The sequence below is a fragment of the Kaistia geumhonensis genome, from assembly GCF_030815145.1.
Lineage (GTDB): Bacteria > Pseudomonadota > Alphaproteobacteria > Rhizobiales > Kaistiaceae > Kaistia > Kaistia geumhonensis.
Genome location: NZ_JAUSWJ010000001.1, coordinates 858,612 through 872,513 on the forward strand (window position 1 = coordinate 858,612; position 13,902 = coordinate 872,513).

Annotated in this window: 11 protein-coding genes and 1 tRNA gene; 8 read left to right on the forward strand and 4 right to left on the reverse strand. The window is 66.6% G+C overall.

Translation table 11 applies throughout. The features are described from left to right. Positions 1–3: 3 nt before the first annotated feature. From QO015_RS03975 to QO015_RS04000, 6 genes are read left to right on the forward strand one after another with little or no spacing between them, the layout of a single operon-like run. The gene (locus tag QO015_RS03975; protein ID WP_266281303.1) at positions 4–1,533 is read left to right on the forward strand and encodes a sugar ABC transporter ATP-binding protein; all 1,530 of its coding nucleotides are present in this window, start codon (positions 4–6) and stop codon (positions 1,531–1,533) included. Between the two features lie 21 nt (positions 1,534–1,554). Next, positions 1,555–2,544, forward strand: coding sequence for an ABC transporter permease (locus QO015_RS03980; RefSeq protein WP_266281301.1), 990 nt, complete (start codon positions 1,555–1,557; stop codon positions 2,542–2,544). Between the two features lie 41 nt (positions 2,545–2,585). After that, positions 2,586–3,011: a cupin domain-containing protein gene (locus tag QO015_RS03985; RefSeq protein ID WP_266281299.1), complete on the forward strand. Its 426-nt coding sequence runs from the start codon at positions 2,586–2,588 to the stop codon at positions 3,009–3,011. Positions 3,012–3,037: 26 nt separating this feature from the next. Beyond that, entirely contained in the window at positions 3,038–3,826 is a 789-nt protein-coding gene (gene attM, locus QO015_RS03990) for an AttM family quorum-quenching N-acyl homoserine lactonase (protein ID WP_266281298.1), read from the forward strand. A gap of 23 nt (positions 3,827–3,849) precedes the next feature. Then, positions 3,850–4,698, forward strand: a complete 849-nt coding sequence (locus QO015_RS03995) for a fumarylacetoacetate hydrolase family protein (protein WP_266281297.1) — start codon at positions 3,850–3,852, stop codon at positions 4,696–4,698. Beyond that, on the forward strand, positions 4,695–5,519 hold the full coding sequence (locus tag QO015_RS04000; RefSeq protein WP_266281295.1) for an SDR family NAD(P)-dependent oxidoreductase: 825 nt from the start codon (positions 4,695–4,697) through the stop codon (positions 5,517–5,519). Before QO015_RS03995 ends, QO015_RS04000 begins: the two co-directional genes overlap by 4 nt. A 75-nt stretch (positions 5,520–5,594) precedes the next feature. Here the strand turns inward: QO015_RS04000 and QO015_RS04005 are convergent. Continuing rightward, a tRNA-Met gene (locus QO015_RS04005) sits at positions 5,595–5,671 on the reverse strand. Positions 5,672–5,780: 109 nt separating this feature from the next. Further along, entirely contained in the window at positions 5,781–7,562 is a 1,782-nt protein-coding gene (gene aspS / locus QO015_RS04010; RefSeq protein WP_266281293.1) for an aspartate--tRNA ligase, read from the reverse strand. A gap of 401 nt (positions 7,563–7,963) precedes the next feature. Here aspS and rnd point away from each other — a divergent pair, with 401 nt between their 5' ends. After that, a complete protein-coding gene (gene rnd / locus QO015_RS04015; protein ID WP_266281292.1) occupies positions 7,964–9,136 on the forward strand; it encodes a ribonuclease D in 1,173 nt (390 codons plus the stop codon). A 61-nt stretch (positions 9,137–9,197) separates the two neighbouring features. Then, a complete protein-coding gene (locus QO015_RS04020) occupies positions 9,198–10,097 on the forward strand; it encodes a c-type cytochrome (RefSeq protein WP_266281291.1) in 900 nt (299 codons plus the stop codon). Positions 10,098–10,103: 6 nt separating this feature from the next. On the opposite strand, the gene ppx is transcribed toward QO015_RS04020, so the two are convergent. Both ppx and QO015_RS04030 read right to left on the reverse strand, forming a co-directional pair. Beyond that, positions 10,104–11,645 (reverse strand): exopolyphosphatase, encoded by a 1,542-nt coding sequence (gene ppx, locus QO015_RS04025; protein ID WP_442358269.1) that lies wholly within the window; start codon positions 11,643–11,645, stop codon positions 10,104–10,106. Then, positions 11,632–13,830: an RNA degradosome polyphosphate kinase gene (locus QO015_RS04030; RefSeq protein WP_266281290.1), complete on the reverse strand. Its 2,199-nt coding sequence runs from the start codon at positions 13,828–13,830 to the stop codon at positions 11,632–11,634. Before QO015_RS04030 ends, ppx begins: the two co-directional genes overlap by 14 nt. Between the last annotated feature and the right edge of the window lie 72 nt (positions 13,831–13,902).

Consider the following 13,902-nt stretch of genomic DNA (forward strand, 5'->3'; position numbering starts at 1 on the left):
CGCATGACCAGCCTCCCCCCTCCAGCCCTGGAACTGAAGGCCGTCACCAAGCGCTACGGCCCTGTGACGGCCCTCGGCGGCGTCGATCTCCGTCTCGACCGTCACAGCGTTCTGGGGCTGGTCGGGGAGAACGGCGCCGGCAAGTCGAGCATCATCTCCGTGATCAACGGCACCGCGCGGCCGAGCGAGGGCCAGGTGCTCGTCGCCGGCCGTCCGGTCACTCTCGGCAGCCCCGCCGAGGCCGCCCGCGCGGGCATCGCGACGGTCTTCCAGGAACAGGGACTCGTCGCCAATCTGCTCGTCTACGAGAACATCCTGCTGGGTCGCGAGCGCCAGTTCTCCCGCGCCGGCATTCTCGGCGCCGCCGCGATGCGAAGGTTCGCGGGCAACGTGCTTGGAGAGCTCGGCATCGCGATCGATCCCGATGCCGTGACAGGAGCGCTGACTTTCGGCGAGCGGCAGCTCGTCGAGATCGCGAAGGCCTTCGCACTCGGGCATCTCTATCCCGTCGAGCCGATCGTTCTGCTCGACGAACCCACCAGCGCGCTCTCCGACCGCGAGACGGAAATCCTCTTCGATTCGATCCGGCGCTGGCGCAGCAAAGCGTCGATCCTTCTCGTCTCGCATCGTCTTTCCGACGTCTTCGCGGTCTGCGATGCCGTGACGACGTTGAAGGACGGCCGCGTCAGCGGTCATTGGCCGATCGATAGTGCGACGCCCGACCTCCTGCACGAGGCGATCGTCGGCAGGCCCCGCTCGGCCGGCTACTACAAGGAACACGAGCAGCGGGAGACTTTCGGCGAGCCGGTGCTCGAACTCGTCGACGTCGAGGTGTCCGGTCAGCTTCGCCCCGTTTCCCTGTCCGTGCGCGCGGGCGAGATCGTCGGCGTTGCCGGCGTGCTCGGGTCGGGCAAGACGACACTCGGCCACGTCATCACCGGCGCGCTGCGGCCGAGCAGAGGCGCCATCCGCGTTCACGGCCGCCCCCTTCGCCCGGGCTCACGCGCCGCAGCGCTCGCCGCCGACATCGGTTCCGTCCCGGCCGAGCGCAACGTCGCGGGCGTCATCGGCATGCATTCGGTGCAGTCCAACCTCGTGCTGCCGAGCATCCGCAGCTTCGCGGGACGCTTCCTGCCGATCCTTTCCGGCCGGCGGCAGGCGCAGACGACCGATCGCTGGATCCAGCGCCTGCGCATCAAGACCGCGGGGCGCAACCAGCAGATCCGCAACCTTTCCGGCGGCAATGCCCAGAAGGTCGTGTTCGCGAAATGGCTGGCGCGCGGCGTCCGCGTGTTCGTGCTCGACGATCCGGGCCGCGGCCTTGACGTGGGCGCCAAGGAAGAGATCTACGCGCTCCTGCGCAGCCTCGCCCGCGACGGGGTCGCGATCGTGCTCATCTCGGAGAATCTCCCCGAGATCATCGGCCTCTCCAATCGCATCATCACCTTTCGAGGCGGCGCCGTATCGGCCGAGATCCCCGCCCCGGCTCACGACAAGCCGTCGGAAACCGCCGTCGTCACCAACATGGTCTGATCAGCAGAACCGGAGCCCCGCTTGTCCACCACCGCGCCCCCAACGGCAGCCGGCGTCATGAACGGTCAGTCCTTTCTCGCCCGCCACGCCGTCTCGCTCTATCCGCTCCTGGTGATCCTGGCGCTGGTCGCCTTCTTCGCCGTGCAGAACCCCTATTTCGCGACCTTCGACAACGCCATGAATATCGGCCGGCAGTCGTCCGTGCTGCTGCTCGTCGCGCTTGCCGGCACCATGGTGATCATGATCGGCTCGATCGATCTCTCGGTCGGCTCCATCGTGACGCTGTCGGGGATCGTGACGGCTCTCGCCATCGATCCGTTCGGGCCCGGCATCGCGATCGCGGCCGGGGTCGGCGCTGGTATCGCCGTCGGGCTCATCAACGGGCTGACGCTGATCGCGCTGAAGGTGCCGTCCTTCCTGGTGACGCTCGGCATGCTCTCGGTGCTTTCCGGCATCGCCAACATGATCTGCGGCGGCTCGTCGATCATGTTCATGGACCAGGGACTGACGACGTTCGTGAATTCCGAACTCGTTCCGGGCCTTCCCAACATCATCCTCATCGCCCTCCTGACCGCGGCGCTTCTGAGCTTCGTCGCGTTCAAGACCGTGCTCGGCCGCTACCTCTACGCCATCGGCGGCGGCGAGGTGGTCGCCGCCAATACTGGCGTTCCTGTCAACCGGTACAAGGTCTACGCCTTCATGCTTTCGGGCGGGCTCTGCGGGCTTGCAGGCGTCCTGCTCACCGCGCAGGTCGGTGCGGGAACGCCGGCGGCGGGCGCCAACATGCTGCTCGATTCGATCGCGGCGATCGTCATGGGCGGCACCGCCCTCTCCGGCGGCATCGGAGGCCCGCAGCGCACGATCCTTGGCGTGCTCGTCATCGCCATCCTCTCCAACGGCATGGACGTGACCGAAGTGTCGAGCTTCACGCAGGAGATCGTGAAGGGCCTTGTCATCATCCTCGCGGTCGCCTCGACCATCGACCGCAAGAAGTACCTCTTCATCAAGTGAGGCCCGCCGCGCGGCGCCCATCGTCTCCAAGGAGCGAAACCATGTCTGAGAAAGCCGTTCCAGTCGTCACCCGGTCGGGCCAGGAACACACCGGCACCGGGCAGTCGGGCGGCGCCGTGCGCGTCTCCGGCGTCAGCCCGCAGCACACGCCGGCGACAAAAATCTGGTTCGGGCGCGTCTCCAACGAGCCGGGCTATCGCTCCTACCCGCATCACCACGGGGAGGCCGAGACGGGCGGCTATGTGCTCAAGGGTCGCGGGCGCATCTATTACGGCGAGAACTATGCCGAGTTCGTCGACATGACCGAAGGCGACTTCGTGTTCGTCCCGCCCTTCATGCCGCATGTCGAGGTCAATATGAGCACGACGGAGGAGCTGGTCTGGCTGACCGCCCGGACGCCGGACAACATCGTCGTCAACCTGCCGGACATCGACGACGCCAGTCTCGTCGGCTATTCGCGGTCCTGAAAAACAAGAATTCCGAGGGAGGAAAGATGACCGAGGTTCGCCTCTACATGTTCGATACCGGCATCCTCCAATGCAAGTATCACGACATTTATCTCAACCAGGGCGGGGACAGCGATCTCGACATCCCCGTCCCATTCTTCCTGATCACCCATCCCAAGGGCAATGTCGTCGTCGACGGCGGAACGCCGGTCGAATGCGCGACCGACCCGATCGGGCACTGGGGCAAGGTCGCGGAGTTCTTCAAGCCCGTGCTGACGCCCGAGCAGGGCTGCGTCGCGCAGCTGGAGAAGCTCGGCGTCGCGCCGGAGAGCGTGCGCTACGTCGTGCTGTCACATCTCCACCTCGACCATGTCGGAGCCGTGGGCCGTTTCCCGAACGCGACGCATGTCGTCCAGCGCACGGAGTATGAATACGCCTTCACGCCGGACTGGTTCGCCGTCCTCGCCTATGTGCGCAAGGACTTCGACGATCCGTCGCTGAAGTGGCTGCTGCTCGAGGACGCCTGGGGCGATTTCTACGACCTCTATGGCGACGGCTCGATTGTCCTGATCCGCTCGCCCGGCCACACCTGCGGCCACCAGTCGATCCTCGTGCGGACCTCCGCCGGCCAGCATGTGCTCCTCGCCGTCGATGCCGCGGACACGATGGACCACTGGGAGGAGCGCGCCTTGCCCGGCGCGCTCCACTCGACGATCGACGCGGTCCGCTCGGTTAAGAAGCTGCGCGCCGTGCAGGCGAAGACGGATGCGCTCGTCGTCGCCGGTCATGACGGCCCGCAATGGGCGAGCCTGCGCAAGGCGCCCGACTTCTACTGACTGGCCTAGGAGCGCCGACGCCGATGAAACTGCTGCGCTACGGCGCCCCCGGCCAGGAAAGGCCGGGGCTCAGCCATGACGACGGGACGATCCGCGATCTCGCGGGCATCGTGCCGGACATTGCGGGCGAGACGCTCGGCGCCGCGGGCCTCGCCGCGCTCCGTGCACTCGATCCGGACAGCCTGCCGATCGTGGCCGGATCGCCGCGCATCGGTCCCTGCGTCGGTTCGGTCGGCAAGTTCATCTGCGTCGGCCTCAACTATGCCGACCACGCCCGGGAGACCGGCAAGGCCCCGCCGGAGGAGCCGATCCTCTTCATGAAGGCGACGACCGCCATCAGCGGGCCTTTCGACGAAGTCGAGATTCCGAGGGGGTCGGCCAAGACCGACTGGGAGGTCGAGCTCGGCGTCGTCATCGGCACGCGCGCCAAATATGTCGCCGAGGACGAGGCGCTCGCCCATGTCGCGGGCTACTGCCTCGTCAACGACGTCTCGGAGCGGGCCTTCCAGTCCGAGCGGGGCGGGCAATGGACCAAGGGCAAGAGCCACGACACGTTCGGGCCAATCGGCCCGTGGCTCGTCACGCGCGACGAGATCGCCGATCCCCAGGCGCTGTCGATCTGGCTGGAGGTGGATGGGATCCGCCGCCAGGACGGCAGCACGCGGACAATGATCTTCGGCGTTGCCAAGCTCGTCAGCTACATTTCGCAGTTCATGACGCTACAGCCGGGCGACATCATCGCCACCGGAACGCCGCCGGGCGTCGGTCTCGGCCACAAGCCGCCGATCTTCCTCGCGCCCGGCCAGACGATGCGTCTCGGCATCGACGGGCTCGGCGTCCAGACCCAGCGCACCGTGGAGGCCCGCCTGTGACCAGTCCCACCGGCAATGCAGCCCTCATCGCGGATCTCAGCGGCCGCGTCGCCATCGTCACCGGCGGAAGCCGGGGACAGGGCGAGGCGGAGGTCCGCCTCCTCGCCCGGGCCGGGGCGGCGGTGCTGATCGCCGACATCCTCGACGAAGAAGGCCATGCGCTCGCGCGGGCGCTGGCGTCGGAAGGCCATGAGGCGCGCTTCTTCCATCTCGACGTCGCTCGCCCCGAAAGCTGGTCGGCGGCGCTCGACGCTGCCGGGCGCTGGAGAGGCCGTCTGGATATTCTCGTCAACAATGCCGGGATCATCAACCGCAAGTCGACGCACGACACCACGCTCGAGGCATGGAACCGGCTGATCGCCATCAACCTCACCGGGACCTTCCTCGGCATGCAGGCGGCAGCGCCGCTGATGCGCGACGGCGGCGGCGGCAGCATCGTCAACATCGCCTCGAACAGCGCCTTCTCGGGGCACTACGACCCGGCCTACACCGCCAGCAAATGGGGTGTGCGAGGGCTGACGCGAACGGCCGCGATGGAATATGTGACCTGGGGCATTCGCGTGAACAGCGTCTGTCCGGGGCTCATCGTGACCGGCCTCAACGCCAACGCGCCGCATCTGAAGCCGATGATCGGCCTGACGCCCATGGCCCGCAGCGGCACGCCGGACGAGGTGGCGCAGCTCGTCCTCTTCCTCGCCTCCGATGCGTCGTCCTTCATCACGGGCGAGGATTTCACGATCGACGGCGGATTTACGGCCGGCGCCGCGTATCGGCGGGTCGCGGTCGAAAGCGGCCTCCTGCCATCGGCAGAGCAGGCCTGACGCGAGCAGCTTGCGCGTCCACTCAAACACCAAAAGCAAAAGGCCCGCCTTGCGGCGGGCCTTTCACATTCGGTTTGGTTGCGGGGGCAGGATTTGAACCTGCGGCCTTCAGGTTATGAGCCTGACGAGCTACCGGGCTGCTCCACCCCGCGTCAAGCGCTCGACTGTCGTCGTCGCGCGACTGTCATATAGGCGGTCGGACGACGGGTTGGAAGGGCGGCGAGGGACAAATCGCATTTCGTCCACAGGCCTGCCGCCCCATCAGGTCGTCGGATTGATCCGAATCCCGAGTTCGCGCAGCTGGCGGTTCGACGCCTCGCTCGGCGCGCCCATCAGAAGGTCCTGCGCCTGCTGGTTCATCGGGAAAAGCGTGATCTCGCGCAGGTTCTGCACGCCGCAGATCAGCATCACGATGCGATCGATGCCCGGCGCCATGCCGCCATGCGGCGGCGCGCCATACTGGAAGGCGCGATAGAGGCCGCCGAACCGCTCTTCCACCGTCGTCTCGTCGAGACCCACGAGCCCGAAAGCCTTCACCATCAGCTCGGGAATGTGGTTGCGGATGCCGCCCGAGGCGATCTCGAAGCCGTTGCAGACGAGATCGTACTGGAAGGCCTTGATCGTCAGCGGATCCTGGCTCTCCAGCGCTTCGAGCCCGCCCTGCGGCATCGAGAAGGGGTTATGCGCGAAGTCGAGCTTCTTCTCCTCCTCGCTCCATTCGAAGAACGGGAAGTCGACGATCCAGGCAAGCTCGAAGCGGTTGGTGTCGACGAGGCCGAGCTCGGTGCCGACGCGCGTGCGCGCCTCGCCGGCGAAGCGGTAGAAGCTCTTCGGATCACCGGCGACGAAGAAGACGGCGTCGCCCTCGCCGAGACCAAGCTGTGCGCGGAGCGCGTCGGTGCGCTCCTCGCCGATATTCTTCGCGACGGGGCCTGCGCCTTCGAGCGCGCCGTTCTCGGCACGCCAGAAGATATAGCCGAGACCCGGCTGGCCCTGCGTCTGCGCCCAGGAATTCATGCGGTCGCAGAAGGCACGCGAGCCGCCGCCCTTGGCCGGGATCGCCCAGACCTCGGCCTTCGGATCGGCCTCGATCATGCGTGCGAACACCTTGAAGCCCGAGCCGGCGAAATGCTGCGTCACCGCCTGCATCTCGATCGGGTTGCGCAGGTCCGGCTTGTCGGAGCCATAGGTGCGTATGGCGGTGTCGTAGGGAATGCGGCGGAAGGACCGGGTCACGGCCTTGCCGTCCGCGAACTCCTCGAAGATGCCGCGCATCACCGGCTCCATCGTGCCCAGAACGTCGTCCTGGGTGACGAAGCTCATCTCGAGGTCGAGCTGGTAGAACTCGCCCGGCAGGCGGTCAGCGCGCGGATCCTCATCGCGGAAGCAGGGCGCGATCTGGAAATAGCGGTCGAAGCCGGCCACCATCAGGAGCTGCTTGTACTGCTGCGGCGCCTGCGGCAACGCATAGAACTTGCCCTGATGGATGCGCGAGGGAACGAGGAAGTCGCGCGCGCCTTCCGGCGACGAGGCGGTCAGGATCGGCGTCGAGTATTCGGTGAAGCCGATCTCGGTCATCCGCCGGCGCATGGAGGCGATCACGGCCGCACGCTTCACGATGTTGGCGTGCAGCGTCTCGCGGCGCAGATCGAGGAAGCGGTATTTGAGGCGGGTGTCCTCGGGATAGTCGGGCTCGCCGAAGACGGGCAGCGGCAGTTCCTTCGCCGCCGACAAGACCTCGATCTCGGTGGCGAACAGCTCGACGGTGCCGGTGTCGAGGTTCGGGTTCACCGTCTCGGCCGTCCGCTTCTTCACGATGCCGTCGATGCGCACGCACCATTCCGAGCGGAGCTGCTCGGCGGTGTGGAAGGCAGCCGAATCCGGATCGGCGACCACCTGCGTCAGCCCGTAATGGTCGCGCAGGTCGATGAACAGGACACCGCCATGATCACGCACGCGATGCACCCAGCCCGACAGGCGGACGGTCGCGCCTGCGTCGGTTTCGCGGAGCTGGCCGCAGGTATGGGTTCGATAGCGGTGCATGGTCTGATCCGGTCTTAACGGTGGAGGCGCGGCGGGTGACCCCGTCGCACGCGCGCGAAAAGCGCATGCGTCCCTTTCGTTGTCAAGGCGAAGGGGCCGGCCAAGGCGGCACCCCTTGCAACGCAGAAAGCCGACACCATCTATCGCTCATCGCAGTGAGAAACGCGGTGGGCGCGCGATGAGCGCAGCCGCCAGCCGGCCAGGACGGATGTACTCCGGCCGGCTTCGTTTCCCGGCAAAGGTGCACACGCGCCGGAGACTGCGACATCGATCGCCCAAGCCCGTAGTCGTCGGATGCGCTTTTCTCCAATCAGCGCGGCCGACGCCGGAGCTTGGGCTTTCCTTTTTGCGACATGCCTCCGCCCCGCGACAAGTTCGCCGGGCTGCGCTATGGAAGGCATATGACGGACATCATCTCGACCACCGAGGCCCTTGCCGCGGCCTGTTCACGCTTCGCCAGCCACCCTTTCGTCACCGTCGATACCGAGTTCATGCGGGAGACGACCTACTGGCCGAAGCTCTGCATCATCCAGATCGCCAGCAGCGACGAAGCCGTGATCATAGACGCGGAAGCGCCGGGGCTGGACCTCGCGCCCTTCTTCGCGCTGATGGCCGACGAGCGCGTGATGAAAGTCTTCCACGCCGCCCGGCAGGACATCGAAATCGTCTGGCATCTCGGCGGCATCCTCCCGCATCCGATCTTCGATACCCAGGTCGCGGCGATGGTCTGCGGCTTCGGCGAATCGATCTCCTATGACCAGCTCGTCGGCCGGATTACCGGCCACTCGATCGACAAGTCGTCGCGCTTCACGGACTGGAGCCACCGCCCGCTGACCGAGCACCAGATCGCCTATGCCCTCGCCGACGTGACGCACCTGCGCGATGTCTATCTTGCGCTCAGCGGCAAGCTGGAAAGCCAGGGCCGCAGCGAGTGGGTCGCCGAGGAGATGAGCGTCCTCACTTCGGTCGACACCTACCAGGTGGAGCCGGAGAATGCCTGGAAGCGACTGAAGATGCGGATCAAGAAGCCGCTGCAGCTCGCCGTGCTGATGGAGCTTGCGGCCTGGCGCGAGCGCGAGGCGCAGGCCCGGGACGTTCCGCGCGGACGCATCCTCAAGGACGACGCCATTCACGAGATCGCCGAGCAGCATCCGACGACGCCCGAGGCGCTCGGCCGGCTGCGCACGATCCCCAAGGGCTTCGAACGCTCCCGAACCGGCGAGGACATCCTCGCGGCGGTCCGACGCGCGATGGCGATCCCCAAGGAACAGCTCCCGCGCGTCCCGAAGGTGAAGCCGCTCTCCGACGGCAACGGCGCGGCGGTCGACCTGCTCAAGGTGCTGCTCAAGATGACGAGCGAAGAGCATGGCGTCGCAGCCCGCGTCATCGCGACCATCGACGAGCTCGAGGCGATCGCCGGCGACGACGAGGCGGATGTCGCCCCCCTCGCCGGATGGCGGCGCGACCTTTTTGGCGACAATGCGCTCAAGTTGAAGCGCGGCGAGATCGCGCTCCGGCTGGAAGGCCGCCGCGTCAGCATCGTCGCGGGCGGGACACCGGAAGGCGGCATGTGAAGCACGCCACAGCACGCGGCCGCGGATTGCCGTAGCCTCCGTGTCGTCCTCGGGAGGCAGGATGCGGAGTATCGTCGTCGTCGTCGGCTATGCGGCGGCAGGCTTGGCTGCCATCGCAGCTGGCGTGCTCGCTTTCGCATGGTTCGGCAGCGAGGCGCGGCGTAACCGCATCATCCCGGTCAATGTGGCGCCGATCGCCCTGGCCACGTCCCCCGCCGACATCGAGCGCGGCCGCTATCTCTACGAAACGCGCGGCTGCCAGCAGTGCCACGGACCGAACGGCGCCGGGCGTGTCGTTATCGACGACGACGGGCTGCTCGTTCGCGCCCCGAACATCACGCCGGCGGTCGGAACGGCCACATCCTTCTTCGGTCCGCTCGACTGGGTGCGCCTGCTGCGCCATGGCGTGAAGCCCGACGGCCGGCCGGCGCTGATAATGCCCAGCGAAGAATATGCCCGGATGACCGACCGCGAGATCGGCCAGCTCATCGGCTATGTTCGCTCGCTCCCCGCGGTCGAAGGCCAGACGGCGGAGATCCAGCTTCCGCTGACGGCACAGCTTCTCTATGCCACCGGCTTCATGACCGACGCCGCCGCGCGGATCGATCACGACGCCCCGGCGCCGCCACCCATCGAGCCGGCCGTGACGCAGGCCTATGGCGACCATGTCGCCGATATCTGCCGCAACTGCCACAACGCGGCCCTTTCCGGCGGACCGATCCCGGTCGCGCCCGGCGACTGGCCGGATGCGGCCAACCTGACGCCCGGCGAGGGCGGCGTCATGGCGCGTTATGCCGACCGCGACGCCTTCGCCGAGATGTTGAAGACGGGGCTCCGGCCTGACGGCACGCCGATCAAGGTCATGCCCTTCGGCATGCTGAAGAAGCTGGACGAGACCGACGTCGCGGCCCTGCACCTCTTCCTGACGAGCCTGCCCGCCAAGAAGACGGGCGACCTCTAGTTCGCCTCACTCCAGCTGGATCGCCGGGCTCATGGCGCAGAGCTTCGCGAGCTGGGTCACGCGGCGGCTGAGGCGAGAGCCGACCAGCGGGGCGAGATCATGCGGCATCACCAGCGTGAGCTGGTCGCCGCGCGCCTCGAAGCGGGTGCGGGGAATGACGCCGCCCATCGAGCCCGAGATCATGTAGGCGACGCGCAATGCCATGCCGAGCGCGCGCGCCCGCTCGATCAGCCGCGTCGTCGCCAGCTCGCGGATGCGCGAGGAGATGTTCTCATCGACGATTCCCTCGTGGCGATAGTAGTTCGCCAGCGCCAGATAGGCGCGGCCGGGATGGTCGATGCCGACAAAGGCGCCGTGCGAAATGAGGTTGAGGCTCTGCTCGCCGCGGTAGTCGGGATGGCCGCGCCAGCCGATATCTGCGAGGAGGCAGGCGGCAACGCGCAGGCGGACCTCGTCTTCCGTCTCGTCGAGACCCATCGCCGCGAGTGCATGGGCGGACCATGGGCCCAGCTCGCGGGCGTGGAGCGGTGAGCGGGAGCGCAGCAGCGCCAGCTCCTCGGAGGCGGCGATCAGCGGATCCTCGCCCTTCTCAGTCTCGGGCAGAAGGTCGTAGAGCAGCCCCTCGCGGACGCCGAGCGCCGACAGAACGATCTGCGACGGCTTCATCACACGGATCACCTCGGCGAGGACGATCGCGCCATAGGGGAGAAGCGCGCGACGGCTCTTTGAGACGGCCTCGATTGAATCGAGCGACTCGGCATCGCGACGCGCCACCATGCGGCAGAAGTCGAGCGCCTCGTCGGCCGGGATGGCGTATTCGTGCATGATATGCAGCGGATAGCCCTTCTGCCGCATATGCAGCCGAGCCAGCGACCGCCACGTGCCGCCGATGGCATAGAAGGTGCGCCCTGCCCCGCCCGGCAGGACACGGGAGCCGGCGAGCGCCTCCACGACGATCTTCTCCGCCTTGCGGACGGTGCGCTCGGAGGATTCCTCGAGCCGCAAACCGCCGAGCGGGAACGTCTCACCCGTGCCGATCGTCGAGCCGCGGACATCGACGACCTCGAGGCTGCCGCCGCCGAGATCGCCGGCGATGCCGTCCGGACGGTGGATGCCGGAGAGGACGCCCATCGCCGACAGACGCGCCTCTTCAGGGCCCGACAGCAGCGAGGGATGGATGCCGGTAATCTCCTCGACGGCGTCGAGGAACCCCTTGCCGTTGCTGGCATCGCGCGCCGCGGCCGTGGCCAGCACATGCAGTGTCTTCACCCGCATCTGCCGGCAAAGAATCATGAAGCGCCTGATGGCGGCCAGCGACGTCTCGACCGCCTCGTCGTTGAGGCGGCCGGTGGTCGCGATGCCCCGGCCGAGGCCCGCGAGTTCCTTCTCGTTGAACAGCGGCATCGGCGAGCGGCTCAGCCGCTCGTAGACGACGAGGCGGACGGAGTTTGAGCCGATGTCGATGATGGCGACCGGACCGCTGCCGTTCAGCCGTCCGGGCGCGTGCTCGCCGTCGCTTTGACCCTCGAGTCCGTCAGTGCTTGGAATGCTTGCCGCCGATCGAGCGCGGCGAACTGGTCTTGAGTGATTTTCCACGTCCAGACAGACTCGGGTTCGTCATGAAGTACTGATGCGCATTGAAGGGCTCTTCGCCCTTGCGCGGGACGATGCGGCGAGAGGAACCGTCCGGCAGAATCTCCCAGCTCTGCTGGTTATCCTTGAGATTGGCCACCATGATCTGGTCGAGAACCTGCTCATGGACGGTCGCGTTCTGCATCGGGATCATCGCTTCGACGCGACGATCGAGGTTGCGCGGCATCATGTCCGCCGAGCCGATATAAACAATCGCCTCGGGCGACGGCAAGCCGTGGCCGTTGCCGAATGCCAGAATGCGGGCATGCTCCAGGAACCTGCCCACAATAGATTTCGCACGAATGTGGTCCGAAAGGCCCGGCACGCCCGGCCGGAGGCAGCAAATGCCGCGCACGACGATGTCGACCTCGACGCCGGCACGGCTCGCGTCGTAAAGCGCATCGATGATCTGGGGATCGACGAGCGAGTTCATCTTCATCCAGATGGCGCCCGGCCGTCCGGCCTTCGCATGCTCGATCTCCGCGTAGATGAGGTCGAGGATGCGCTTCCTGAGGAAATGAGGCGAGGTCGACAGGCTCTCGATCTCGACCGGCTCGGAATAGCCGGTGATGTAGTTGAACACGCGGGCGACATCCCGGGCGACGGCCGGATCGTCGGAGAAATAGGAAAGATCCGTGTAGATGCGCGCCGTGATCGGGTGATAATTGCCCGTCCCGATATGGACGTAGCTGCGCAGCTGGCCGCCCTCGCGCCGTACGACCAGCGACAGCTTCGCGTGGGTCTTCAGCTCGATGAAGCCGTAGACGACCTGAACGCCGGCTCGCTCCAGATCGCGCGCCCATTTGATGTTCGCTTCCTCGTCGAATCGCGCCTTGAGCTCGACCAGGGCCGTCACCGACTTGCCGGCCTCCGCGGCCTCGGCGAGCGCCTGAACGATCGGCGAGTTCTTCGAGGTGCGGTAGAGCGTCTGCTTGATCGCGACGACGTCGGGATCAAGCGCCGCCTGGCGCAGATACTGCACCACGACGTCGAAGCTCTCGTAGGGATGATGGACGATCAGGTCCTTCTGGCGGATCGCGGCGAAGCAGTCCCCGCCATGCTCCCGGATACGCTCGGGAAATCGTGCCTGGTAGGGCGGAAACTTGAGCGCGGGACGATCGACGCCGACGAGCTGCGCGAGATCGTTCAGCGCAAGCATGCCCTCGACGAGGAAGACCTCGTCGGGCAGGACAGCGAGCGCGCCGGCCACGAAATTGCGCAACGGCTCCGGCGTCGCCTGCTCGATTTCGAGGCGGATCACCGAGCCGCGGCGACGCCGCTTCAGCGCCGTCTCGAAGAAGCGGACCAGGTCCTCGGCCTCTTCCTCGACCTCGAGCTCGCTGTCGCGGATGATGCGGAAGGCGCCCTGCCCTTCGACGACATAGCCGGGGAAGAGCCGGGCGGTGAACAGCGAGACCGTCTGCTCGAGGCTGATGAAGCGATCGACGCCCGGCGCCGATTCCGGCAGTCGAATGAAGCGGTCGATCGTCATCGGGATGCGGAGAAGCGCCGTCATCCGCGTGCCGGTCGCCGGGCGGGCGAGTTGCAGGATCAGCGAGAAGCCGAGATTGGGAATGAACGGGAAGGGATGTGCCGGGTCGATGGCCAGCGGCGTCAGAATCGGGAACACCGCGTCGAGGAAATAGGCCTCGAGCCAGGCGCGGTCGGATTCGGTCAGTTCCGATGGATCGACCGTCACGACGCCGACGGCGTCCAGCTCGCGCTTCAACTGGCCCCAGCGCATCTGCTGGTCGGTGGCGAGGCGCGCGACGGCGTCGGAGATCTTGATCAGCTGCTCGCTCGGCGTGAGCCCGTCGTCGCTGGTGAGGCCGAGACCCTCGCGCTGCTGGCCGCGGAGACCTGCGACACGCACCATGAAGAACTCGTCGAGATTGTTGGCCGAAATCGACAGGAAGCGGAGCCGTTCCAGAACCGGATGGTTCGGATTGCCGGATTCCTCGAGGACGCGCCTGTTGAATTCGAGCCAGGACAGCTCGCGATTCACGAAGCGCTCGGGGCTGTGGCGGAGCTTCTGACCCTCCAGCTCCAGCTCTGCGACTGCTTCGAGGGCCTTGCCGGCGTCGGGGTTGGTCTGGTCCATGGCGGTTCCGATCGGGTTTGTCCCGTCAACACATACTGTCAGAATGTGACGGTTTCGTCATGGCGGCGGAGC

Excerpts from the sequence above, each read along its gene's own strand:
- QO015_RS03975 (WP_266281303.1), top strand. The coding sequence starts at position 4 with ATGACCAGCCTCCCCCCTCCAGCCCTGGAACTGAAGGCCGTCACCAAG.
- QO015_RS03985 (WP_266281299.1), top strand. The coding sequence starts at position 2,586 with ATGTCTGAGAAAGCCGTTCCAGTCGTCACCCGGTCGGGCCAGGAACAC.
- attM (WP_266281298.1), top strand. The coding sequence starts at position 3,038 with ATGACCGAGGTTCGCCTCTACATGTTCGATACCGGCATCCTCCAATGC.
- QO015_RS03995 (WP_266281297.1), top strand. The coding sequence starts at position 3,850 with ATGAAACTGCTGCGCTACGGCGCCCCCGGCCAGGAAAGGCCGGGGCTC.
- aspS (WP_266281293.1), bottom strand. The coding sequence starts at position 7,562 with ATGCACCGCTATCGAACCCATACCTGCGGCCAGCTCCGCGAAACCGAC.
- rnd (WP_266281292.1), top strand. The coding sequence starts at position 7,964 with ATGACGGACATCATCTCGACCACCGAGGCCCTTGCCGCGGCCTGTTCA.
- QO015_RS04020 (WP_266281291.1), top strand. The coding sequence starts at position 9,198 with ATGCGGAGTATCGTCGTCGTCGTCGGCTATGCGGCGGCAGGCTTGGCT.
- QO015_RS04030 (WP_266281290.1), bottom strand. The coding sequence starts at position 13,830 with ATGGACCAGACCAACCCCGACGCCGGCAAGGCCCTCGAAGCAGTCGCA.